A 22,440-nucleotide genomic window follows, 5' to 3' on the forward strand; every position below is an offset into this window, starting at 1 on the left:
GTGGCCCGGGCAGGCTTTTCGACACAAGCAGGGCCGCACAAACGACCGGGAATGCACCGACGGGGGGCACAGGATGAACACGCCGCACGGCACCAGCACGGGCGCAGTGATCACACGCCTCCACGACGTGACCCGGTACGGCGAGAGGTCCGGTGCTGTGAGCGGGCGGGGGTGCGCTCGCGGCGCCGGGCGTCAGCACACCGCGTACATGACGGTGGTTGACGCGCACACGGGGGAGGCTCACGGGGGAGCCGCGTACGGGGAGGTCCCGGGGGAGCGCCGTTCGGTGACGGAGGCGGAGTTCACCGCCTACGTCGAAGAGCGCCGCGCCTCCCTGTACGCCACCGCCTACCACCTGACCGGCGACCGGTTCGAGGCCGAGGACCTGCTCCAGAGCGCGCTGTTCTCGACCTACCGCGCCTGGGACCGGATCAGTGACAAGGCTGCCGTGGGCGGATACCTGCGGCGCACCATGACCAATCTGCACATCAGCGCGTGGCGCCGCCGCAAGCTGAACGAATACCCGACCGAGGAGCTGCCGGAGACCGCGGGCGACACGGACGCGATGCGCGGCACCGAACTGCGCGCCGTCCTGTGGCAGGCGCTGGCCCGGCTGCCCGAACTCCAGCGCACCATGCTGGTCCTGCGCTACTACGAGGGCCGCACGGACCCGGAGATCGCGGAGATCCTCGACATCAGCGTCGGCACGGTGAAGTCCAGCATCTGGCGGTCGCTCCGCCGGCTGCGCGAGGACGAGGTCCTCAGCTTCGGCCGTGACCAGGAGGAGTCCTTCGGCGAGCTCGTCGCCTGAAGGACGGGGGGAAACGGGGGAAAGCCGCCGCGGGGACTCGGGGGAGTCGTCACCGCGGGGGAAGCACGGGGGAGCGGTACCGGGGGGAACCGCGGGTCACGGGGGACCATGGGGAAACCCGGGGCCACAAGGGAGCGGGGCTGGAGGGCCGGGGGGTCCGTCCAGTCCCGCTTCTCGTGCTCAGACCGTGCTCAGACCGCGGCCCTCGCCGGGGCCCGCCGCCCCGCGGCCGCCGCGGCCAGCCGCCCCAGCGCCTCGTCCCGGTCGCAGGCATGGGCGCCGAGCGACGTCTGCCGGGACACGATCGACCGCTCCGCGCGCATCAGCCGCCAGCCGCGGCGCAGCAGGAACGGGACCGACTTGCGGCCCTCCTTGAGATCGCGCACAAAACGCCGCCGGAAGGTGGTCAGCGGACCCCGGGTCAGGCACAGTGCGTCGGCGAGCAGCCCCAGTTCGCGGCAGCGCTCCACGATCTCCGCGGCGAAGATGCCCTCCGCGATGAACACCGGCGTCCGCTCGATCTCCAGGGTCTCCTCACCCGCGCGGGCGCTGCGCGCGATGTCGTACACGGGGACCGTCGTCCGTCCCACCGCGCACAGTTCGCCGATGGCCGCGAGCGCGACCTCCGCGTCCCACGACTGCGGATGGTCCCAGTCGATGTCCGAACTCCCCTCCACCAGGGGCAGGGTCGGGTCGTCGCCCTCCTTGTAGAAGTCGTCGAGCCGGAGCACGGGCAGCCCGGACAGGGCGGCCACCAGGGACTTGCCGGAGCCGGAGGGGCCGCACAGGAGCACGACGCGGGCGGGGGCCGGAGGATGGAGACTCACGAGTCACCAGTCTGACGCATCCCGTACACCCTGCCGACCCCGCGGGTCGACGTTGGAGCGCACATCACACCTCAACTACCCTTCGTGTCGACAGCATTACGCTCCGAAGTGAAAAGGTGGCAGCAGCCATGGCACGACACGCCTCCCCCAAGTCCCCCACCGCCCGCCGCGTTCTCGTTCTTCTCGCGACCGCGGGCGCCACGCTGGGGGCGGGAGCGGCAGCGGCGTCGGCGGACAGCGCCCCGGTCCTCGGTGTGATGCGCACCCGGCCCGTGTCGCTCGACCAGGCCCAGGCCCAGGGGCTGCCGGAGCTGACCGGGGTCGTGGGGCGGGTCACCGGGCCGCTCGCGGACCTCAGGCCGAACCCGCTCGCGGGCACGGGTGTCGACCCGCTGGACAACGGGCTTGCCACCCGGATCGGCGACTTCAAGCCGCTGGGCACGCAGAGCCTGACCCGTCCGGTGGCCGAGGCGCAGTCGCTGGGCAGCGTTCCGGTCGTCGGCCAGGTGCTGCGCGGCACGCACTGACTGCCTTGCGGGGCCGCCTCCCGGACACGGCGAGAGCCGCGCCTGCCCCGGGCGGGGAGGCGCGGCTCTCGCCGTGTCCGGCCTAGTACGAGGAGCCGGAGGCGCCCAGCGAACCCGTGGGGTGCCAGACCGTCTTGGTCTCCAGGAAGGCCGTCAGGCGCTCGGTGCCCGGGGTCGCGGTGTGGTCCACGGCCTGGGGGCGCAGCACGCGCTTCAGGTTGTCCGCCGCCGCGATCTCCAGTTCCTTCGCCAGCACCTCGTCGGCGCCCGCGAGGTCGATCGCGTTGACGTCCTGGTGCGCGGCGAGCGGGGCCGCGATCTCCGCCGTACGGCCGGACAGGACGTTGACGACGCCGCCGGGCAGGTCGGAGGTGGCGAGCACCTCGCCGAGCGACAGCGCCGGAAGCGGGGCCTTCTCGCTCGCGACCACGACCGCGGTGTTGCCGGTCGCGATCACCGGGGCGATCACCGACACCAGCCCCAGGAAGGACGACTCCTGCGGGGCCAGCACCGCGACCACGCCGGTCGGCTCGGGGGAGGACAGGTTGAAGAAGGGGCCCGCGACCGGGTTCCCGCCGCCGACCACCTGGGCGATCTTGTCGGCCCAGCCCGCGTACCAGACCCAGCGGTCGATCGCCGCGTCGACCACGGCCGCCGCCTTCGCCTTCGACAGGCCCTCCGCGTCGGCCACTTCGCGCACGAACTGCTCGCGACGGCCCTCCAGCATCTCGGCGATGCGGTAGAGGATCTGCCCGCGGTTGTAGGCGGTCGCCCCCGACCAGCCGCCGAACGCCTTGCGCGCGGCGACCACGGCGTCCCGGGCGTCCTTGCGGGAGGACTGCGGAGCGTTCGCCAGCCAGTTGCCCTTGGAGTCCGTCACCTCGTACACCCGGCCGCTCTCGGAACGCGGGAACTTCCCGCCCACGTACAGCTTGTAGGTCTTGAAGACCGACAGCCGCTGCTCGGACTTCTCCGACCGCTCGGTCTTCTCCGTCTTATCGGACATCGAGGTACGCCTCCAGGCCGTGGCGGCCGCCCTCGCGGCCGAAGCCCGACTCCTTGTAACCGCCGAACGGCGAGGTCGGGTCGAACTTGTTGAACGTGTTGGACCAGACGACACCCGCGCGCAGCTTGTTCGCGATGGCCAGGATCCGGGAGCCCTTCTCCGTCCAGATACCGGCGGACAGGCCGTACGGGGTGTTGTTCGCCTTGGCCACGGCCTCGTCCGGGGTGCGGAAGGTGAGGACCGAGAGCACCGGGCCGAAGATCTCGTCACGGGCGATGGTGTGCGCCTGGGTGACACCGGTGAAGAGCGTCGGGGCGAACCAGTAGCCGGACGCGGGCAGTTCGCAGGCCGGGGACCAGCGCTCGGCGCCCTCCGCCTCGCCCTGCTCGGTGAGCGCGGTGATCCGGGCCAGCTGCTCGGCGGAGTTGATCGCGCCGATATCGGTGTTCTTGTCCAGCGGGTCGCCGAGGCGCAGCGTCGACAGGCGGCGCTTGAGGGAGTCCAGCAGCTCGTCGTGGACCGACTCCTGCACCAGCAGCCGGGAGCCCGCGCAGCAGACCTGGCCCTGGTTGAAGAAGATGCCGTTCACGATGCCCTCGACGGCCTGGTCGACGGGCGCGTCGTCGAAGACGATGTTGGCGCCCTTGCCGCCCAGTTCGAGGGTGAGCTTCTTGCTGGTGCCCGCCACCGTGCGGGCGATCTCCTTGCCCACGGCCGTGGAACCGGTGAAGGCGACCTTGTTCACGTCCTGGTGGGCGACGAGCGCGGCGCCCGCGTCGCCGTAGCCCGGAAGGATGTTGACGACACCCTTGGGCAGGCCCGCCTGGCGGCAGATGTCCGCGAAGAACAGCGCGGACAGGGGGGTGGTCTCGGCGGGCTTCAGTACGACCGTGTTGCCGGTCGCCAGCGCCGGGGCGATCTTCCACGCCAGCATCAGCAGGGGGAAGTTCCAGGGGATGACCTGGCCCGCAACGCCGAGCGGACGGGGGGCGCGGCCGAAGCCCGCGTGCTCCAGCTTGTCGGCCCAGCCCGCGTAGTAGAAGAAGTGTGCGGCGACCAGCGGGAGGTCGGAGTCGCGGGTCTCCCTGATCGGCTTGCCGTTGTCCAGCGTCTCCAGGACGGCCAGCTCACGGCTGCGCTCCTGGATGATGCGGGCGATGCGGAACAGGTACTTGGCGCGCTCGGAGCCGGGCAGCGCCGACCACTTCTCGAACGCCTTGCGGGCGGCCTTCACCGCGCGGTCGACATCGGCCTCTCCCGCCTGGGCGACCTCGGAGAGGACCTCCTCGGTGGACGGGCTGACCGTCTTGAAGACCTTGCCGTCGGCCGCCTCGGCGAACTCGCCGTCGATGAACAGGCCGTAGGAAGGGGCGATGTCGACGACCGAGCGGGACTCGGGCGCCGGTGCGTACTCGAACACGGATGACACGTTTTCCATGGGGGTCTCAGTCCACCGTCACGTAGTCGGGGCCGGAGTAGCGGCCGGTGGCCAGCTTCTGACGCTGCATCAGCAGGTCGTTGAGCAGCGAGGAGGCGCCGAAGCGGAACCAGTGGTTGTCGAGCCAGTCGGCGCCCGCGGTCTCGTTGACGAGGACCAGGAACTTGATCGCGTCCTTGGTGGTGCGGATGCCGCCGGCGGGCTTCACGCCGATCTGCACACCGGTCTGGGCGCGGAAGTCGCGGACGGCCTCCAGCATGAGGAGGGTGTTGGCCGGGGTCGCATTGACGGCGACCTTGCCGGTCGAGGTCTTGATGAAGTCCGCGCCCGCCAGCATGCCGAGCCAGCTGGCCCGCCGGATGTTGTCGTACGTGGACAGCTCGCCCGTCTCGAAGATGACCTTCAGCCGGGCGCTGGTCCCGCAGGCCTCCTTCACGGCGACGATCTCGTCGTACACCTTCAGGTACCGGCCCGCGAGGAACGCCCCGCGGTCGATGACCATGTCGATCTCGTCGGCGCCCGCGGCCACGGCGTCGCGCACATCGGCCAGCTTCACGTCCAGCGCGGCGCGGCCCGCGGGGAAGGCGGTGGCGACGGAGGCGACCTTCACTCCGGAGCCCGCCACGGCCTCCTTGGCGGTGGCCACCATGTCGGGGTAGACGCAGACGGCGGCGGTCGTGGGGGTCGTGCGGTCCGTGGGATCCGGGTGGACCGCCTTGGCGCCGAGCGCCCGGACCTTGCCCGGGGTGTCCGCGCCTTCCAGCGTCGTCAGATCGACCATCGAGATGGCCAGATCGATGGCGTACGCCTTCGCGGTGGTCTTGATGGAGCGGGTGCCGAGCGAGGCGGCGCGCGCCTCCAGGCCGACCGCGTCGACGCCGGGCAGCCCGTGGAGGAAGCGGCGCAGCGTGCTGTCGGACGCGGTGACGTCTGAGAGCGAGTGTGCTGGGGCATGGGTGGGCATGGTCACCAGAGGAGCATATCTACGCGCGTAGCGGCTGTACACCCCCCGGACCGCGTACGGCTCCCCGGCACCTTCCGGGGACCCTGACGCGCCGCCTTCCGCGGTCCTCCGGAACCCCCGCCGGGATGCCCTTCACGGGACCCCCTGCCCCCCGAAACCCGCCGCAGCCACGCCCTCCGTGGCCCCTCGCGCCCTCGAAGCCCTCTGCCGCGACGCCCTCCGAGCCCTCCGCGGATCCCGGCACCCCCGCCACGATGCCCTCCCTGCCGCCCGCGGGCCCCGGCCCCGGGCTTCCGGTTCCCCGGGTCCCGGTTCGACACCGCGTACGAGCTTCCGTACGCCCGTCGGGCACAATCGGGGCCATGACGACCCCTGATCGCCGACCGTCCGCGCCGGACCCCTCGGCATCCGCGTCCCGGGACCGGGTCTACCGGTCGCCCTCCGGTCTCGCGGCCGGTGTGCTGCTGCTCGGCATCGTCCTCTGGCTCGGCATCGACGCACTGGTCCGGGGTCACGGCCACACCCCCTGGCTGGCGCTGGCCGGGATGCTCCTGATGGTCCCGCTGGTCGTCGCCTTCACCCTGCGCCCGGCCGTCTTCGCCAACGAGGAACGGCTGCGCATCCGCAACCCCTTCCGGATCGTGGTGCTCCCCTGGGGTGCGCTCGCCTCCCTCCGCTCCCACTACTCCAACGAGGCCGTCGCCGCCTCCGGGACCAAGTACCAGCTGTGGGCGGTGCCGGTGTCGCTGCGGGCCCGCAAGAAGGCGACCCGGCAACCGGTGAAGCCGGCCGCCGGTGACCGCCGGGGCACCGGCCTCGCCGCCCGGCTGGGCGGCGCCCCGGGCGGCCCCGCCCCCGACCCGGTACCGAACGGCCCCACCCGCGCCCAGACCGACCGGATCATCGACGACCTGCGCGAACTCGCCGAGAGCCACGGCGCTTCCGAGACCGCCCAGGGCGAACCGACGGTCCGCTGGGCCTACGAGGTGATCGCCCCAGCGGCGGCCGGAGCGGTCCTGCTGGCGATCCTGCTGTCGGTGTGGTGAGGCCCGGCTCCCGTCTGTCGGCCTACCGGAGCAGCAACGCGACCGTGAGGGTGCGCGCGCCGAGGGCCTGTTTCTCCGCGGGGTAGATCTCACGGACAGCGGGGGGCTGCTGCCCCGTCAGGTCAGCGGATCGCCTCGTCCATGAGCACATAGAGCAGCCCCACGAGAGAGCCGCTGCTGACGATCTCGCGCCGGTCGATCATGCTCCGGACGTCGGCCAACGGGATCCACTCGATCCGGTCGGACTCGTTCTTCTCGGTCGGCGGTCCCTCATACGTCGCTCCGTCGGCCCGGAAGACGTGGTGCTGGGAGTCGGTGATGCCGTTGGCGGGCTCGGCGTAGATCAGCGGTGTGAGCGGGCCGGTCCGCCAGCCGGTCTCCTCCCGCACCTCACGGGCCGCCGCGTCGAGGGGTGATTCGCCGTCCTCGACCAGGCCCATGGGGAGTTCCCACGCCCAGGCGTTCGTGATGAAGCGGTGCCGCCACATCATCAGCACCTCGCGCCGCTCGTTGACGACGGCGGCCACGGCCAGGTGCCGGAGCTTGACGACGTGGTGCTCCCAGCGGTTGCCGTCCGGTGTCTCGACATCCGTGAGCCAGAGGTTCACCCAGCTGTTCTCGTAGATCGGACGTTCCCCGTGGATCTTCCACTGCATCACTGCGGCCCCTCTCGATGGGCTTCCAGCATCGCAGAGCTGCTGCCGCCGACAGCCAGGTTTCCATCCAATTCACGTCATCATGACGAGTAGAGGATCGACTTGTGGGGCGTGCAGAGGGTAATGATTCACCCTCGCTCGAAGCCGCGGGCGAGGGCCGCTCTGCTGTGTCTGATTTAGGAGGACCGTACAGAGCCGCCATGCAGGGGTACGCCACCCGCCAACGGTCGCTTTGCAGTGGTCTCGCGGCCGGTGAGCGCGGCCCTCGGTCTGCCCAGCGGATCGTCCCAGGACAAGACGCACGGACGGCCGGTGCGAACGCAACCCCTCAACGCACCCCGGCCCGCGGCCGGTCGGGCCGCGGGCCGGGGGAGCCGGGTGCGGGGGTGGGGGAGCCGGGTGCGGGGGCGGTCAGATGCCGGCCGCGGTCGACAGGTCCTGCTTGAGGGCGGCCAGGAGGTCCTTGGCCCTGATGCGGGCCGTCGGGAGGTCGGTGGGGGTGGCGACCGGGACCACGACCTCCAGGTAGCACTTCAGCTTCGGCTCGGTGCCGCTCGGGCGGACGATCACCCGGGCGCCGTCGAGCGTGTAGCGCAGGCCGTCGGTGGGCGGGAGCGTGTCCGTGCCCCGGGTCAGGTCCTCGGCGCGGGTGACCGGCAGACCGGCCAGCCGGGTCGGGGGCTCCTCGCGCAGGCGCCGCATCGCGTCCGCGATGACCGAGAGGTCCTCGACCCGCACCGAGAGCTGGTCCGTGGCGTGCAGCCCGTGCTCCACGGCGATGTCGTCGAGCAGGTCCAGCAGGGTGCGGCCCTCGGCCTTGAGCACGGAGGCCAGTTCGGTGATCAGGAGCGCGGCCGTGATGCCGTCCTTGTCGCGGACGCCCTCGGGGTCGACGCAGTAGCCGAGCGCCTCCTCGTAGCCGTAGCGCAGGCCGTCCACCCGGGCGATCCACTTGAAGCCGGTGAGGGTCTCCTCGTAGGGCAGGCCCGCCTTCTCGGCGATCCGGCCGAGGAGGGAGGAGGAGACGATCGACTCGGCGAAGGTGCCGGTGACCCCGCGGCGGACCAGATGGGTGGCGAGCAGGGCGCCCACCTCGTCGCCGCGCAGCATGCGCCAGTCGGAGCCGTCCTTGACGGCCACGGCGCAGCGGTCGGCGTCGGGGTCGTTGGCGATCACCAGATCGGGCTCGGTCTCGCGGGCCTTCGCGAAGGCGAGGTCCATGGCGCCGGGCTCTTCCGGGTTGGGGAAGGCGACGGTCGGGAAGTCCGGGTCGGGGTCGGCCTGTTCGGCGACCAGCTCGGGGGCGGGGAAACCGGCCCGGGCGAACGCCGCCAGGAGTACGTCGCGGCCGACACCGTGCATCGCCGTGTACACCGTACGGGCGGTACGCGGGGAACCGACGGAGAGAACGGCGTCCGTACGGGCGAGATAGGCGTTCAGCACACCCTCGTCCAGGATCTCCCAGCCGGAGTCCGGGCGGGGGACCGCGGTAAGCGTGGTGACCGCGTCGATCTCGGCCGCGATCCCGGCGTCGGCCGGGGGCACGATCTGGGAGCCGTCGCCGAGGTACACCTTGTAGCCGTTGTCGCGCGGCGGGTTGTGGCTGGCGGTGACCTCCACACCGGCCACCGCGCCGAGGTGGCGGATGGCGAAGGCGAGGACGGGGGTCGGCAGCGGGCGCGGGAGGACGGCCGCGCGCAGGCCCGCGCCCGTCATGACGGCCGCGGTGTCCCGGGCGAAGTCGGCGGACTTGTGGCGGGCGTCGTAGCCGACGACCACCAGGCCGTCGCCCTGGCCCCGGGCCTTCAGGTACGCGGCGAGACCGGCGGCGGCGCGGATGACCACCGAGCGGTTCATGCGCATGGGTCCGGCGCCCAGTTCGCCGCGCAGGCCCGCGGTGCCGAACTGGAGGGTGCCGCCGAAGCGTGCGGCGAGCTCGGCGTGGTCCCCGGCGTCGATCAGCTTGGCGAGTTCCTCACGGGTCTCCGCGTCGGGGTCCTCGGCCAGCCACGCCTGGGCCCGTGCGATGAGTTCGTCGTGCACGTCGGGTCAACCTCTCGTTGAGTGTCGGTGGGGCGGCACTGGTGCCTCGCCCGCGGCGGCCCGCAGCGGGAGCCGTGGCGGCGGTGGCCGGTGGGACGGGTTCCCCCGCCCGATTGCCCGCCGGTGGGGCGGGCAATCGGGCGGGGGAGGTGTGCCGCATCGTCTTGCCGTCCGGGACCCCGGGTGGTCCCGGGGCCGGTGGGTTCTACAGGCGGTTCAGCACCTTGGCGAGCAGGGTGCCCATGTGCAGCGCGCTGTCGCGGCCCGCCTGGAGGACCTCCTCGTGGTTCAGCGGCTCGCCCGTCATACCGGCGGCCAGGTTGGTGACCAGGGAGATGCCGAGGACCTCGGCGCCCGCCTCGCGTGCGGCGATGGCCTCCAGCACGGTGGACATGCCGACCAGGTCCGCGCCGATGGTGCGGGCCATGTGGATCTCGGCCGGGGTCTCGTAGTGCGGACCGGTGAACTGGGCGTAGACGCCCTCCTCCAGGGAGGGGTCGATCTCCTTGCACAGAGTGCGCAGGCGGTGCGAGTACAGGTCGGTCAGGTCGACGAAGTTGGCGCCGACGATCGGCGAGGTCGCCGTGAGGTTGATGTGGTCGCTGATCAGGACCGGCTGGCCGGGACGCATGGTCTCGCGCAGGCCGCCGCAGCCGTTGGTGAGGACCACGGTCTTGGCGCCCGCGGCGACGGCGGTGCGCACACCGTGGGCGACGGCGGCCACTCCGCGGCCCTCGTAGTAGTGGGTGCGGCCCAGGAAGACCAGGGCGCGCTTGTCGGCGAGCCGGTAGGAGCGGATCTTTCCGCCGTGGCCCGCGACGGCCGGGGGCGGGAAGCCCGGCAGCTCGGTGACCGGGAACTCGGCCTCGGCCTCGCCGAGGGCGTCGACGGCCGGAGCCCAGCCGGAGCCCATCACGAGGGCGACGTCGTGGGTCTCGGCACCCGTCAGCTCGCGCAGGCGGGCGGCGGCGGTGTCGGCGGCGGCGTAGGGGTCGCCCTGGATGTCGTCCGGAAGAAGAGATGCGTTCACGCGCACGAGGGTAGCCGCTCTCGGCCTACGCGCGTAGATGACGGAGGTCACGGGAATGCGATCGTTGTCTTGTCGTTTCCGACGAACGCTTCCGGCGTGGGTTTCCGGCGAACGCTTCCGGCGAAGGTTTCCGGCGACCGTTTCCCCCGCGTGACTCCCCTGAACGCTTCCGCGGAATGTGTCGCGGTGCCGGTGGGTGACCCGGCAGGCGGCCGCGGCCGCCTCAGCAGGGGCGCTTGCGCAGCTCCATCACATAGTCGTGCGGCGCCCCGGCCGACTCCGCCGCGTCCGCGATCTCGCCCAGGTAGCGGGCCGACGGGAGGCCGCCCTCGTAGCCGTTCAGGACGTAGGCCCAGGCCGTCTCCTCGCCGTCCAGGGTGTGCGCCCGCACCCGCATCCGGCGGTATATGTCGAGGCCCACGCCCTCCCAGCGGTCCAGGGACTCCTCGTCCATGGGGGCGACCTCGTACAGCGCGACGAAGACCTGCGACAGCGGGTCCTCCACCAGTGTCGCGAGGGCGCCCTCCCAGCCCATGTGCTCGCCCCCGAAGGTCAGCCGCCAGCCGTTCAGCCAGCCGGTGGCGCGCAGCGGCGAGTGCGGTGCGCGGCGGGTCATCAGCCGCGCGTCGAGGTTGCCGGCGTACGCGGCGTAGAGCGACATGAGGTCGAGGGTACGACAGCGCCCCGGCGGCCACTTCCGTAACAGATCCGCCTCCGGGCGCCCCCGGAGGAGACGCACCCCCGGCGTGCGGGACAATGGGGTACGTGACTCGGATCGTGATCATCGGTGGCGGACCCGGCGGATATGAAGCGGCACTGGTGGCCGCACAGCTCGGCGCGGAGGTGACCGTCGTCGACTGCGACGGACTCGGCGGGGCGTCGGTACTCACCGACTGCGTCCCGTCGAAGACGCTCATCGCGACGGCCGAGGTGATGACCACCTTCGACTCCTCCTACGAGGAGCTGGGCATCATCGTGGCGGACGACACCCCGCCGCTGGAGCAGGCTGCCAAGGTCGTCGGGGTCGACCTCGGCAAGGTCAACCGACGGGTGAAGCGCCTCGCGCTCGCCCAGTCCCACGACATCACCGCCTCCGTGACGCGCGCCGGGGCCCGGGTCATGCGCGGCCGCGGGCGGCTGGAGGGCATGCAGTCCCTGGACGGGTCGCGCAAGGTCGTCGTGCGGGCCGCGGACGGCAGCGAGGAGACCCTCACCGCCGACGCCGTGCTCATCGCCACCGGCGGTCACCCGCGCGAGCTGCCCGACGCCCAGCCCGACGGGGAGCGCATCCTCAACTGGACCCAGGTCTACGACCTCGACGAGCTGCCCGAGGAACTCATCGTGGTCGGCTCCGGTGTCACCGGTGCCGAGTTCGCCGGTGCCTACCAGGCCCTCGGCTCCAAGGTCACCCTCGTCTCCTCGCGCGACCGGGTGCTGCCCGGCGAGGACCCCGACGCGGCGGCCGTGCTGGAGGACGTCTTCCGGCGCCGCGGTATGAACGTCATGGCCCGCTCGCGCGCCCAGTCCGCCAAGCGGGTCGGCGACCGGGTCGAGGTCACCCTCGCCGACGGGCGCGTGATCACCGGCACCCACTGCCTCATGGCGGTCGGCGCGATCCCCAACAGCAGTGGGATGGGCCTGGAGGAGGCCGGGGTCAAGCTCCGCGAGTCCGGGCACATATGGACCGACAAGGTCTCCCGTACGACGGCGCCGGGCGTGTACGCCGCGGGTGACGTGACCGGTGTCTTCGCCCTCGCCTCGGTCGCCGCCATGCAGGGACGCATCGCGATGTACCACTTCCTCGGCGACGCGGTGGCCCCGCTCAACCTGAAGACCGTCTCCTCGAACGTCTTCACCGACCCCGAGATCGCCACCGTCGGCTACACCCAGGCCGATGTGGACGCGGGCAAGATCGACGCACGGGTGGTCAAGCTGCCGCTGCTGCGCAACCCCCGCGCCAAGATGCAGGGCATCCGGGACGGCTTCGTCAAGATCTTCTGCCGCCCCGGCACCGGGATCGTCGTGGGCGGCGTGATCGTCGCACCGCGCGCCTCCGAACTGATCCATCCCATCTCGATCGCGGTCGACAACAATCTGACGGTCGAGCAGATCGCGAAGGCTTTCACCGTGTACCCGTCGCTGTCCGGCTCCATCGCCGAGGTGGCGCGGCAGTTGCACACCCGGAAGGCGGGCCTGGAGGCCTGACGGCCGCGGCGCGGGGCCGCAGGTCAGGGCCACCGGGCGCGGGGCGCGGCCGGTGGCGGTCGGGGCATGGGTGCCGCAAGTGGGCGCCTATACCACTTTCCGACCCGCCATGCGAACAACTTCTGTTATTCGGCGCATACTGCTGAAAGCAGACGGTCGTTGGGGTTACTGTCAGTTTCGTGTTCGCTGCAGAACGTCGCCAATTGATCCTCGAAATGGTGCGAGCGAACGGTGCCGTGTCGCTCCGTGAGCTCGCCCGCGTCGTCCAGACCTCCGAAGTGACCGTACGGCGGGACGTGCGCGCGCTGGAGGCAGAAGGACTCCTCGACCGCCGCCACGGCGGTGCGGTGTTGCCGGGCGGCTTCACGCGGGAGTCCGGCTTCCCGCAGAAGTCCCACCTCGCGACCGCCGAGAAGACTGCCATCGCCGACCTCGCCGCGGGCCTCGTGGAGGAGGGCGAGGCCATCGTGGTGGGAGCGGGTACCACCACGCAGGAGCTGGCGCGCCGGCTCGCGCGGGTCCCCGGGCTGACCGTCGTCACCAACTCCCTGCTGGTGGCCCAGGCCCTGGCCCATGCCAACCGGGTGGAGGTGGTGATGACCGGCGGCACCCTGCGCGGTTCCAACTACGCCCTCGTCGGCAGCGGTGCCGAGCAGTCGCTCCAGGGCCTGAGGGTCTCCAAGGCCTTCCTGTCCGGGAGCGGGCTCACCGCCGAACGCGGGCTGTCCACGTCCAACATGCTGTCGGCGTCCGTGGACCGTGCGCTGGTGCAGGCGGCGGCGGAGGTCGTCGTCCTCGCCGACCACACCAAGCTGGGTACGGACACGATGTTCCAGACCGTTCCTACGGACCTGATCACCCGGCTGGTCACGGACGAGCCGCCCCCGCACGACGACCGCGCGGCCACCGAACTCCAGGCCCTGGCCGACCAGGGCGTGCAGATCGCCGTCTCGGGAGCCTCGGGAGCCACGGGAGGCGGTGCTCCGGGGGGCGACCCGGCCCCGGCGGGCCGGCCCCCGCGCCGTGATGTGTCCCTGCCGGGCCCACGCCGCGGGCAGGTCCCGGGCGGCGGCCCCCAGCTGCGCACCGCCGCGGTCCTCGGCGAACAGCCCACGGGGGAACGCGCCCGCGTGGCGGACCTGCGCCGCCGCTGACGGTCCCTGTCTGTAGGGGCGGGGGCGGGCGTGGGCGCGCTGCGCTCCCTCCCCCCTCCAGCCTCCGCACCCGGGTGCCGCGGGGTGCCGCCTGGTGGGGTACGCCGTCGCGGTACCGGGGTGCTTCGGTGCTGCACCCGGGCACTCGGGCACCTGGGCATCCGGGTCGAGTGGACCTGCCCCGAGCGGGCCTGCCCCGACGGGCGGACGCCCCGTCAGCCGTGCTCGGGGGCGACCCACCCGACGAACTGGACCACCACGCCGTTGGGGTCGGCAACCTGGAACAGGCGTTCGCCCCAGGGCCCCTGGCGCAGCGGCATGGTGATGCCGACCCCGGCGTCCCGCAGCCGCTTCTCCTGCTCCTCCAGCCCCGCCGTCGAGAGTGAAGGCCAGGATCACACCGTCGGCGCGCCGGTCGCGCTGCTCGGGCGGCAGCACCTCGGTGCCGCGGGCGAGCAGGACGGCATGGACCGTGTCATGGCGGAGCCATGGCAACCGACGACAACGCCGCGAGGCGCGGTGCCAGGGCCCGCGAGCCCGGCATGATCCAAACGAGAGGGCCTAGGGGCCGCGGCGGCGAGGAGGGCCGAGGGTACCCACGCGGAACCGCCCGACAGGGGCCTCGCTGTCGGCATCCGGACATTCCAGTCGGCCGCCGCCGGGACCCGGGCGGCGGGGCGTCTGGGGAAGGACGGGAGGCCGGACGCGGCCCGAACCCGGGAGCCCCGGTGGGCCGAAGGCCGAGAAGCCCGGCGGACCGTGAGCGGTCGGCCGGGCTTCTTCGTGTCGTACGTCGGCTCAGTCCTTGATCTCGCAGATCAGGGCGCCGGAGGTGATGGACGCGCCGACCTCGGCGGTGAGGCCCTTGATGGTGCCCGCGCGGTGCGCGTTCAGGGGCTGCTCCATCTTCATCGCCTCCAGGACGACCACGAGGTCGCCCTCCTTGACCTCCTGGCCCTCCTCGACCGCGACCTTGACGATCGTGCCCTGCATCGGAGAGGCGAGGGTGTCGCCGGAGGCCGCCGGGCCGGACTTCTTGGCCGCGCGGCGCTTGGGCTTGGCGCCCGCCGCCAGGCCCGTGCGGGCCAGGGACATGCCGAGCGAGGAGGGCAGCGAGACCTCCAGGCGCTTGCCGCCGACCTCCACCACGACCGTCTCGCGGCCCGTCTCGTCCTCGGCGTCCGCCTCGGCGGGGGCCGTGAACGGCTTGATCTCATTGACGAACCCGGTCTCGATCCACCGGGTGTGCACGGTGAACGGGTCGTCCGATCCGGTCAGTTCGGGCGCGAACGCCGGGTCCCTGACCACCGCGCGGTGGAACGGGATCGCCGTCGCCATGCCCTCGACCTGGAACTCCTCCAGCGCACGGGAAGCGCGCTCCAGCGCCTCCTTGCGGGTGCGGCCCGTGACGATCAGCTTGGCCAGCAGCGAGTCCCACGCCGGGCCGATGACACTGCCCGACTCCACGCCCGCGTCCAGCCGGACACCGGGGCCCGACGGCGGCGCGAACGTCGTCACCGTGCCGGGGGCGGGCAGGAAGTTGCGGCCGGGGTCCTCGCCGTTGATACGGAACTCGAAGGAGTGACCGCGCAGTTCGGGGTCGCCGTAGCCCAGTTCCTCGCCGTCGGCGATGCGGAACATCTCGCGGACCAGGTCGATGCCGGCGACCTCCTCGGTGACCGGGTGCTCGACCTGGAGCCGGGTGTTGACCTCCAGGAAGGAGATCGTCCCGTCGTTGCCGACGAGGAACTCCACGGTGCCCGCGCCGACGTAGCCGGCCTCCTTGAGGATGGCCTTGGAGGAGCTGTACAGCTCGTCGAGCTGCGCCTGGCTCAGGAAGGGGGCCGGGGCCTCCTCCACCAGCTTCTGGTGGCGGCGCTGGAGCGAGCAGTCACGGGTGGAGACGACCACCACATTGCCGTGGCTGTCGGCCAGGCACTGGGTCTCCACATGGCGGGGCCGGTCGAGGTAGCGCTCGACGAAGCACTCGCCGCGGCCGAAGGCGGCGACCGCCTCGCGCACCGCGGACTCGTACAGCTCGGGGACCTCGTCGAGGGTGCGGGCGACCTTCAGACCGCGTCCGCCACCGCCGAAGGCGGCCTTGATGGCGATGGGCAGGCCGTGCGCCTCGGCGAACGCCACGACCTCGTCCGCGCCGGACACCGGGTCGGGTGTGCCGGCGACCAGCGGGGCACCGGCGCGCTGGGCGATGTGCCGGGCCGCGACCTTGTCGCCGAGGTCGCGGATGGCCTGTGGCGGGGGACCGATCCAGATCAGCCCGGCGTCCAGGACCGCCTGGGCGAAGTGGGCGTTCTCGGAGAGGAAGCCGTAGCCGGGGTGGACGGCGTCCGCTCCGGAGTCCTTGGCCGCCTGGAGCACCTTCTCGATGTCCAGGTAGCTGGTGGCGGGGGTGTCACCGCCCAGGGCGAACGCCTCGTCCGCCACGCGGACGTGCAGGGCGTCCCGGTCCGGGTCGGCATACACGGCCACGCTCGCGATCCCGGCGTCACGGCAGGCCCTGGCGACACGGACAGCGATTTCGCCACGGTTGGCGATCAACACCTTGCGCACGATGGCTCCCTCTCCTTGAAACAAGCCGAGTTTAGGGACTGCCGACACGACGTTTCGACCCGTCCCCAGTGGTGAGCTTGCCCACACGGAGCGTGAAACCAGGCTCACTCAACCTGTGAATTCCCTTGTCGCACCGCCGTACAGGGGAATCCACCGGAAAACCCTAGCCCTCCGGTGTGGCCGAGGTCTCTATGAGGTAGTCCTGCTGCCGGTCGTGTTTCTTTGTGGAGTCCCTACTAATGGCCCAACGAAAGTTTGCCCTCGACCGACCTCTTGTCCCCGGGTTTACCCGTTAGTAGCGTTCGCGATGTCCCGAAGGTACCCGGAGTAACACGCAGGACGCTCGAAGGTGGGTGGAGCCGGTGGTCCGCAGACCGGTGGCATGGATCGTGGCGGTGCTCCTCCTGCTGGAGGCCTTCGGCATCGCCCTGCTGAACTGGGTCCTCGGCACCGTCGTGGACCGGCAGAACATGTCCCTGGCGGGGCTCGACCCCGAGGCGATGTCCACCTCCTCGAAGGCGGGCGGGGTGGTCTTCGGCCTCTACTTCGCGCTGTGCTCGCTCGCCGCCCTGCTGGTGGCCCTGCGCGGCCGTACCCCCGTCGGCTTCTGGCGCATCGTGCTGATCAGCGCGGCCGTGGTGCACGCCGTGCTGGCCGCCTTCACGGTCGGCCTGGTCGGCTGGGGAGCCTTTGTCTTCCTGATGGTGGTGTTCGGGCTGATACTGCTCACCCTCATGACGTACGACCGTCCGGGCGCGGCCCCGGACGGTCGGCCCGGGCCCGGCGCGGGCGGCGACCCCGGCAAGGGCGGGCGCGCGCCGGGCCAGGACACGGACCGGGACCGTACGGCACCGGAGGGCCCCGCACCCGTCACACCCTGAGCCCGGCCCCCGTCGGCTCACTTCTTCCGGGGCGCCCACAACTCGGTGATCCCGACGCCCAGTTCGGCCAGCAGGCGGCGGATCAGGGGCAGCGAGATGCCGATGACATTGCCGTGGTCGCCGTCGATGCCGTCGATGAAGGGGGCCGAACGGCCGTCCAGGGTGAACGCACCCGCCACATGCAGGGGCTCGCCCGAGGCCACATAGGCGGCGATCTCCTGGTCCGTCGGCTCACCGAAGCGGACCACGGTGGACGCGGTGGCCGACGCGTACCGGCCGCTGACCGTGTCGTAGACGCAGTGCCCGGTCTGGAGCGTGCCCGCCCGGCCGCGCATGGACTTCCAGCGGGCCGTCGCCTCCTCCGGGTCCGCGGGCTTGCCGAGGGCCTGCCCGTCCAGGTCGAGCACCGAGTCGCAGCCGATCACCAGGGCGCCCTTCACCTCGGGGCGCGCCGCGACGACGGAGGCCTTGGCCTCGGCCAGGGCGAGTGCGAGTTCCGCGGGGGTGGGGGCGGTGACGGCGTCCTCGTCGACCCCGCTGACGATGACCTCGGGGTCGAGCCCGGCCTGCCGGAGCAGTCCGAGGCGGGCGGGGGACTGGGATGCGAGCACCAGACGGCGCCGGGAGGGATCGGTCATGCGCTCAGCGTATCGGCGCGCCTCATCTGGTGCCGATGACGATCAGCACCACCAGGCTGGCCACCGCCATCAGGACCCCGAGCCGCCGCAACATCTCCTGCATGTCGCGCAGTTCCTTCGGCGGCTCGTTCTCGGGGTCGGACCACAGCATGCCCTCGATCGTGCGCCGGGGCGCGTCCGGCCGCCTGAGTACACGTACTCAACTTCGACCAGCGGTTTCGCCCCCTCCGTGAGGCCGGTCCGCCAGACCGCCCGGGCGGTCGGTCCGCCCGGGCGGTCGGAGGGCTGCCGGGCGAACCGGCGGACGGCCTACGACGGTGCGGCGGACGGCCTACGACGGTGCCGTGGATGGCGGCGCGCCGGGCCGTCAGGCGGGCCAGTAGGTGCGGCGCCAGGCCGCCGGGCCCGGCTGGGGCAGCCGGTGGGCGGCTACTCGGGCCGGGTCGGCCCAGGAGTCCTCGTCCCGGGCCGCGCCGGGCGGCACCGAGGCCGCCGCCACGGCGCGGGCCCGCACCACCGCCAGTGCGGCGGCCAGCTCCTCCGGGGTCGGATTGCCCCGTACCACCTTGATCGTCATGTCGTCGCTCCCAAGGCTCGGGGGTCTACAGCGGAATGTTGCCGTGCTTCTTCGGAGGCAGTGATTCCCGCTTGGTGCGCAGCTGACGCAGCGCCCGTACGACATGGCGGCGGGTGTCGGAGGGCCGGATCACCGCGTCGACATAGCCGCGCTCGGCGGCCACGTAGGGGTTGAGCAGGGTGTCCTCGTACTCCTGGATCAGCCGGGCGCGGGTTGCCTCCGGGTCGTCCGCCTCGGCGATGGTGCGGCGGTGCAGGATGTTCACCGCGCCCTGCGCGCCCATCACCGCGATCTGCGCGGTCGGCCAGGCCAGGTTCACGTCCGCGCCCAGGTGCTTGGAGCCCATGACGTCGTAGGCGCCGCCGAACGCCTTGCGGGTGATCACCGTGATCAGCGGGACGGTGGCCTCGGCGTAGGCGAAGATCAGCTTGGCGCCGCGGCGGATGATGCCGGTGTGCTCCTGGTCGACGCCGGGCAGGAAGCCGGGCACGTCGACGAAGGTGAGCACCGGCACGTTGAAGGCGTCGCAGGTGCGGACGAAGCGGGCCGCCTTCTCGCTCGCGTCGATGTCCAGGCACCCGGCGAACTGCATGGGCTGGTTGGCGACGATGCCCACCGGACGGCCCTCGACCCGGCCGAAGCCGGTGACGATGTTCGGCGCGAACAGCGCCTGGGTCTCCAGGAACTCGCCGTCGTCCAGGACGTGTTCGATCACCGTGTGCATGTCGTACGGCTGGTTGGCGCTGTCCGGCACGACCACGTCCAGCTCGCGGTCCTCGTCGCTGATCGCGAGGTCCGCCTCCTCCGGGAACACCGGGGGCTCGGACAGGTTGTTGGACGGCAGATACGACAGCAGCTGCTTGACGTAGTCGATCGCGTCCTTCTCGTCCCCGGCCATGTGGTGCGCCACGCCGGAGGCGGTGTTGTGGGTGCGGGCGCCGCCCAGCTCCTCGAAACCGACGTCCTCACCGGTCACGGTCTTGATGACGTCCGGTCCCGTGATGAACATGTGCGAGGTCTGGTCGACCATCACCGTGAAGTCGGTGATCGCGGGGGAGTAGACCGCGCCGCCCGCGCAGGGGCCGACGACCAGGCTGATCTGCGGGATCACCCCGGAGGCATGGGTGTTGCGGCGGAAGATCTCGCCGTAGGCGCCGAGGGAGGCGACGCCCTCCTGGATCCGGGCGCCGCCGGAGTCGTTGATCCCGATGACCGGGCAGCCGGTCTTCAGGGCGAAGTCCATGACCTTGACGATCTTCTGGCCGTAGACCTCGCCCAGAGCCCCGCCGAAGACCGTGAAGTCCTGGGAGAACACCGCGACCGGACGGCCGTCCACGGTGCCGTAGCCGGTCACCACACCGTCCCCGTAGGGGCGGTTCTGCTCCAGTCCGAAGTTCGTCGAGCGGTGCCGGGCGAACTCGTCCAGCTCGATGAACGAGCCCTCGTCCAGCAGCAGTTCGATCCGCTCACGGGCCGTCAGCTTGCCCTTGGCGTGCTGCTTCTCGACCGCGCGCTCCGATCCGGCGTGCGTGGCCTCCTCGACGCGCCGCTGGAGGTCCGCCAGCTTGCCCGCGGTGGTGTGAATGTCGATCTCTTCCGGCTCCGACATCGGGATGCGGCTCCCTGCCTGCTCAGTAAGGACGCTCGGGTAGGACGTGAGGGGTGGAACAAGAGTGCTCAGAAGAACGAACGGTTACTCATCCGTAGCGTAGTGGGGTGCCCAACGATCGGCAGTGCGGCGTTGACCACACCCAGGGCCTCTCGTCTGGATCATGCCGGGCTCGCGGGGTCCGGCCTGCTCCCCACGAAAGACCCTAGGGTGGCTTGCATGATGCCTCCGGATTCCTCAGACGAGAACCGCCCCGGGAACGATTCCGCGGGCGGCGGCAGCCGCTGGTCCGACCTGGAGCGGCCGCCCCTGAACGCCGTCGCGCTGCGCCGGGCGCTGGTGCGCGAGGGCGGTCTGTGGTCCGGGATCGAGGTGGTGCAGCGCACCGGGTCCACCAACTCCGACCTGGTGGCGCTCACCGAGGCGGGACGGGCCGCCGAGGGGGCCGTCCTGGTCGCCGAGGAGCAGAACGCGGCGCGCGGGCGGCTGGACCGGGTCTGGAGCGCCCCGGCCCGCTCCGGCCTGTTCTTCTCGGTGCTGCTTCGGCCCGCCGGGGTGCCGGTGGCCCGCTGGGGCTGGCTGTCGCTGCTCGCCGGGGTCGCCGTCGCGACGGCGCTCAGCCGGGCCGCGGGCGTCGACACGGCACTCAAGTGGCCCAACGACGTGCTGATCACCGTCGGTGACGAGGAGCGCAAGACGGGCGGGATCCTCGCGGAGCGCGCGGGCGAGGACGGGATCGTCGTCGGCATCGGCATCAATGTCACGCTGCGCCGGGACGAACTGCCGGTGCCCACCGCGGGCTCCCTGGCGCTCGCGGGCGCCCTCACCACCGACCGGGACCCGCTGCTGCGGGCGGTGCTGCGCTCCCTGGAGGACTGGTACGGCCGGTGGCGCGCGGCGGGCGGCGACCCGGTGGCCAGCGGCCTCCAGGAGACATACGCGGCCGGGAGCGCCACCCTCGGCCGCCTGGTCCGCGCCGAACTGCCCGGCGACCGCTCCCTCACCGGGGAGGCGGTGGCCATCGACGGCGACGGGCGGCTGGTGCTGGCGACGGGGGACGGCGTGCAGGAGCCGGTGGGCGCCGGGGACATCGTGCATCTGCGCCCCGCGTGAGCATCCGTGAGCCCCTGCCGGACGCCCTTCCTGGAGGAGTGAGCTACCGCACACCTGCCGTAGAGTTGACCGCGGTCGATACCTGACCGCGGCAGATCGGAAGGGCAGCACGCGTGACCGTCGACGACACGGGCTCGGGCACGGGCGTGGACCCCGCCCCCGACGGTGGACCGGGGCGGGACGCTCATGCCGGGCCCGAGGGGGACCCCCTCGCGCTCCGTCTGGAGCAGCTCATCCTGGGGGCCCAGCGCCGGTACACCCCCTTCCAGGCGGCGCGCAGCGCGGGCGTCTCGATGGAGCTGGCGTCCCGTTTCTGGCGGGCGATGGGCTTCGCGGACATAGGGCAGGCCAAGGCGCTCACGGAGGCGGACGTGCTGGCCCTGCGGCGGCTGGCCGGTCTGGTCGAGGCGGGGCTGCTGAGCGAGGCGATGGCGGTGCAGGTGGCCCGGTCCACCGGGCAGACCACCGCGCGGCTGGCGGAGTGGCAGATCGACTCCTTCCTGGAGGGCCTCACCGAGCCCCCGGAACCCGGCATGACCCGTACCGAGGTCACCTATCCCCTGATCGAACTGCTGCTGCCGGAGCTGGAGGAGTTCCTCATCTATGTGTGGCGGCGCCAGCTGGCCGCCGCCACCGGCCGGGTCGTCCAGGCCGCCGACGACGAGGAGATGGTCGACCGGCGCCTCGCCGTCGGCTTCGCCGACCTCGTCGGCTTCACCCGCCTGACGCGCCGCATGGAGGAGGAGGAACTCGGCGAGCTGGTCGAGGCGTTCGAGACCACCGCGGCCGACCTGGTCGCCGCGCACGGCGGCCGCCTCATCAAGACGCTGGGCGACGAGGTGCTGTTCGCGGCCGACGACGCCGGTACGGCCGCGGAGATCGCCCTGCGCCTCATCGAGACGATGGCCAACGACGAGACGATGCCGGAGCTGCGCGTGGGCATCGCCTTCGGCACGGTGACCACCCGGATGGGCGATGTCTTCGGCACCACGGTGAATCTGGCGAGCCGGCTCACCTCGATAGCGCCCCGGGACGCGGTCCTGGTCGACGGCGCCTTCGCGGAGGAGCTGATCCGCACGGCGGAGGCGCCCGTCTCCGAGACGGAGGCCGCGGAGGCGGCGGCCGCGGCGGAGAAGGAGGGCGAGGAGCCGCCCGTGTACCGCTTCGCGCTCCAGCCCATGTGGCAGCGCCCGGTGCGCGGCCTCGGCGTGGTCGAACCCTGGCTGCTGACCCGCCGGGAGGGGACCCCGTAGGTCCCGTGGGCCGCGTGGGCCGCGTAATCCTTGGAGCCCGCGTAGTCGTCGTGGTCCGCGCAGCCCCCACAGGCCGTGCAGTCCTTCCGGT

General features: G+C 72.0%; 22 protein-coding genes. 8 read left to right on the forward strand and 14 right to left on the reverse strand.

The features are described from left to right. Positions 1 to 73 precede the first annotated feature (73 nt). Entirely contained in the window at positions 74 to 811 is a 738-nt protein-coding gene (locus tag ACIHAA_RS20055) for a SigE family RNA polymerase sigma factor (protein WP_399818880.1), read from the forward strand. 191 nt (positions 812 to 1,002) lie between these two features. Here ACIHAA_RS20055 and ACIHAA_RS20060 read toward each other — a convergent pair whose 3' ends face one another. Then, positions 1,003 to 1,638 carry a uridine kinase gene (locus ACIHAA_RS20060; protein ID WP_399818882.1) on the reverse strand — a complete coding sequence of 212 codons (636 nt, stop codon included), beginning with the start codon at positions 1,636 to 1,638 and terminating at the stop codon, positions 1,003 to 1,005. 128 nt (positions 1,639 to 1,766) lie between these two features. On the opposite strand from ACIHAA_RS20060, the gene ACIHAA_RS20065 reads away from it, so the two are divergent. Beyond that, positions 1,767 to 2,165: a hypothetical protein gene (locus ACIHAA_RS20065; protein WP_399818885.1), complete on the forward strand. Its 399-nt coding sequence runs from the start codon at positions 1,767 to 1,769 to the stop codon at positions 2,163 to 2,165. An 82-nt stretch (positions 2,166 to 2,247) separates the two neighbouring features. On the opposite strand, the gene ACIHAA_RS20070 is transcribed toward ACIHAA_RS20065, so the two are convergent. The 3 genes from ACIHAA_RS20070 to deoC are packed head-to-tail and all read right to left on the reverse strand — an operon-like array spanning position 2,248 to position 5,573. Beyond that, on the reverse strand, positions 2,248 to 3,171 hold the full coding sequence (locus ACIHAA_RS20070) for an aldehyde dehydrogenase family protein (RefSeq protein ID WP_399818887.1): 924 nt from the start codon (positions 3,169 to 3,171) through the stop codon (positions 2,248 to 2,250). After that, on the reverse strand, positions 3,161 to 4,600 hold the full coding sequence (locus tag ACIHAA_RS20075; RefSeq protein WP_399819091.1) for an aldehyde dehydrogenase family protein: 1,440 nt from the start codon (positions 4,598 to 4,600) through the stop codon (positions 3,161 to 3,163). The genes ACIHAA_RS20070 and ACIHAA_RS20075 overlap by 11 nt, the downstream gene beginning before the upstream one ends. A gap of 16 nt (positions 4,601 to 4,616) precedes the next feature. Further along, positions 4,617 to 5,573 (reverse strand): deoxyribose-phosphate aldolase, encoded by a 957-nt coding sequence (gene deoC, locus ACIHAA_RS20080; RefSeq protein WP_399819093.1) that lies wholly within the window; start codon positions 5,571 to 5,573, stop codon positions 4,617 to 4,619. Positions 5,574 to 5,935: 362 nt separating this feature from the next. On the opposite strand from deoC, the gene ACIHAA_RS20085 reads away from it, so the two are divergent. Next, the gene (locus ACIHAA_RS20085; RefSeq protein ID WP_399818888.1) at positions 5,936 to 6,619 is read left to right on the forward strand and encodes a PH domain-containing protein; all 684 of its coding nucleotides are present in this window, start codon (positions 5,936 to 5,938) and stop codon (positions 6,617 to 6,619) included. A gap of 122 nt (positions 6,620 to 6,741) precedes the next feature. Here the strand turns inward: ACIHAA_RS20085 and ACIHAA_RS20090 are convergent, their stop codons facing one another. From ACIHAA_RS20090 to ACIHAA_RS20105, 4 genes are all read right to left on the reverse strand, one after another. Then, the gene (locus tag ACIHAA_RS20090; RefSeq protein WP_399818890.1) at positions 6,742 to 7,275 is read right to left on the reverse strand and encodes an NUDIX hydrolase; all 534 of its coding nucleotides are present in this window, start codon (positions 7,273 to 7,275) and stop codon (positions 6,742 to 6,744) included. Positions 7,276 to 7,686: 411 nt separating this feature from the next. Next, entirely contained in the window at positions 7,687 to 9,318 is a 1,632-nt protein-coding gene (locus ACIHAA_RS20095; RefSeq protein ID WP_399818892.1) for a phospho-sugar mutase, read from the reverse strand. Positions 9,319 to 9,523: 205 nt separating this feature from the next. Continuing rightward, the gene (locus ACIHAA_RS20100) at positions 9,524 to 10,348 is read right to left on the reverse strand and encodes a purine-nucleoside phosphorylase (protein WP_399818894.1); all 825 of its coding nucleotides are present in this window, start codon (positions 10,346 to 10,348) and stop codon (positions 9,524 to 9,526) included. 223 nt (positions 10,349 to 10,571) lie between these two features. Further along, on the reverse strand, positions 10,572 to 11,009 hold the full coding sequence (locus tag ACIHAA_RS20105; protein ID WP_399818896.1) for a gamma-glutamylcyclotransferase: 438 nt from the start codon (positions 11,007 to 11,009) through the stop codon (positions 10,572 to 10,574). 95 nt (positions 11,010 to 11,104) lie between these two features. On the opposite strand from ACIHAA_RS20105, the gene ACIHAA_RS20110 reads away from it, so the two are divergent. Together ACIHAA_RS20110 and ACIHAA_RS20115 are read left to right on the forward strand one after the other, a co-directional pair. Continuing rightward, a complete protein-coding gene (locus ACIHAA_RS20110; protein ID WP_399818898.1) occupies positions 11,105 to 12,553 on the forward strand; it encodes an NAD(P)H-quinone dehydrogenase in 1,449 nt (482 codons plus the stop codon). Between the two features lie 179 nt (positions 12,554 to 12,732). After that, positions 12,733 to 13,707: a DeoR/GlpR family DNA-binding transcription regulator gene (locus ACIHAA_RS20115; RefSeq protein ID WP_399818900.1), complete on the forward strand. Its 975-nt coding sequence runs from the start codon at positions 12,733 to 12,735 to the stop codon at positions 13,705 to 13,707. A gap of 215 nt (positions 13,708 to 13,922) precedes the next feature. Here ACIHAA_RS20115 and ACIHAA_RS20120 read toward each other — a convergent pair whose 3' ends face one another. After that, positions 13,923 to 14,027 carry a hypothetical protein gene (locus ACIHAA_RS20120; protein WP_399818902.1) on the reverse strand — a complete coding sequence of 35 codons (105 nt, stop codon included), beginning with the start codon at positions 14,025 to 14,027 and terminating at the stop codon, positions 13,923 to 13,925. A 478-nt stretch (positions 14,028 to 14,505) separates the two neighbouring features. After that, a complete protein-coding gene (locus ACIHAA_RS20125; RefSeq protein ID WP_399818905.1) occupies positions 14,506 to 16,278 on the reverse strand; it encodes an acetyl/propionyl/methylcrotonyl-CoA carboxylase subunit alpha in 1,773 nt (590 codons plus the stop codon). A 362-nt stretch (positions 16,279 to 16,640) separates the two neighbouring features. Here ACIHAA_RS20125 and ACIHAA_RS20130 point away from each other — a divergent pair, with 362 nt between their 5' ends. Continuing rightward, complete coding sequence (locus ACIHAA_RS20130) at positions 16,641 to 17,159, forward strand: hypothetical protein (protein WP_399818907.1); 519 nt, start codon at positions 16,641 to 16,643, stop codon at positions 17,157 to 17,159. Positions 17,160 to 17,176: 17 nt separating this feature from the next. Here the strand turns inward: ACIHAA_RS20130 and ACIHAA_RS20135 are convergent, their stop codons facing one another. The 4 genes from ACIHAA_RS20135 to ACIHAA_RS20150 form a co-directional block, all read right to left on the reverse strand. Further along, a complete protein-coding gene (locus tag ACIHAA_RS20135; RefSeq protein ID WP_399818909.1) occupies positions 17,177 to 17,797 on the reverse strand; it encodes a Maf family protein in 621 nt (206 codons plus the stop codon). Positions 17,798 to 17,819: 22 nt separating this feature from the next. Continuing rightward, on the reverse strand, positions 17,820 to 17,948 hold the full coding sequence (gene mmpB / locus ACIHAA_RS20140) for a morphogenic membrane protein MmpB (RefSeq protein ID WP_399818911.1): 129 nt from the start codon (positions 17,946 to 17,948) through the stop codon (positions 17,820 to 17,822). A 216-nt stretch (positions 17,949 to 18,164) separates the two neighbouring features. Continuing rightward, positions 18,165 to 18,374 carry an acyl-CoA carboxylase epsilon subunit gene (locus ACIHAA_RS20145; protein WP_399818913.1) on the reverse strand — a complete coding sequence of 70 codons (210 nt, stop codon included), beginning with the start codon at positions 18,372 to 18,374 and terminating at the stop codon, positions 18,165 to 18,167. A gap of 25 nt (positions 18,375 to 18,399) precedes the next feature. Continuing rightward, complete coding sequence (locus ACIHAA_RS20150; RefSeq protein ID WP_399818915.1) at positions 18,400 to 19,983, reverse strand: acyl-CoA carboxylase subunit beta; 1,584 nt, start codon at positions 19,981 to 19,983, stop codon at positions 18,400 to 18,402. Positions 19,984 to 20,202: 219 nt separating this feature from the next. On the opposite strand from ACIHAA_RS20150, the gene ACIHAA_RS20155 reads away from it, so the two are divergent. Both ACIHAA_RS20155 and ACIHAA_RS20160 read left to right on the forward strand, forming a co-directional pair. After that, entirely contained in the window at positions 20,203 to 21,096 is an 894-nt protein-coding gene (locus tag ACIHAA_RS20155; protein WP_399818917.1) for a biotin--[acetyl-CoA-carboxylase] ligase, read from the forward strand. A gap of 113 nt (positions 21,097 to 21,209) precedes the next feature. Then, a complete protein-coding gene (locus tag ACIHAA_RS20160; protein ID WP_399818919.1) occupies positions 21,210 to 22,349 on the forward strand; it encodes an adenylate/guanylate cyclase domain-containing protein in 1,140 nt (379 codons plus the stop codon). Positions 22,350 to 22,440 lie beyond the last annotated feature (91 nt).

The sequence above is a fragment of the Streptomyces sp. NPDC052040 genome, from assembly GCF_044548405.1.
GTDB lineage: Bacteria > Actinomycetota > Actinomycetes > Streptomycetales > Streptomycetaceae > Streptomyces.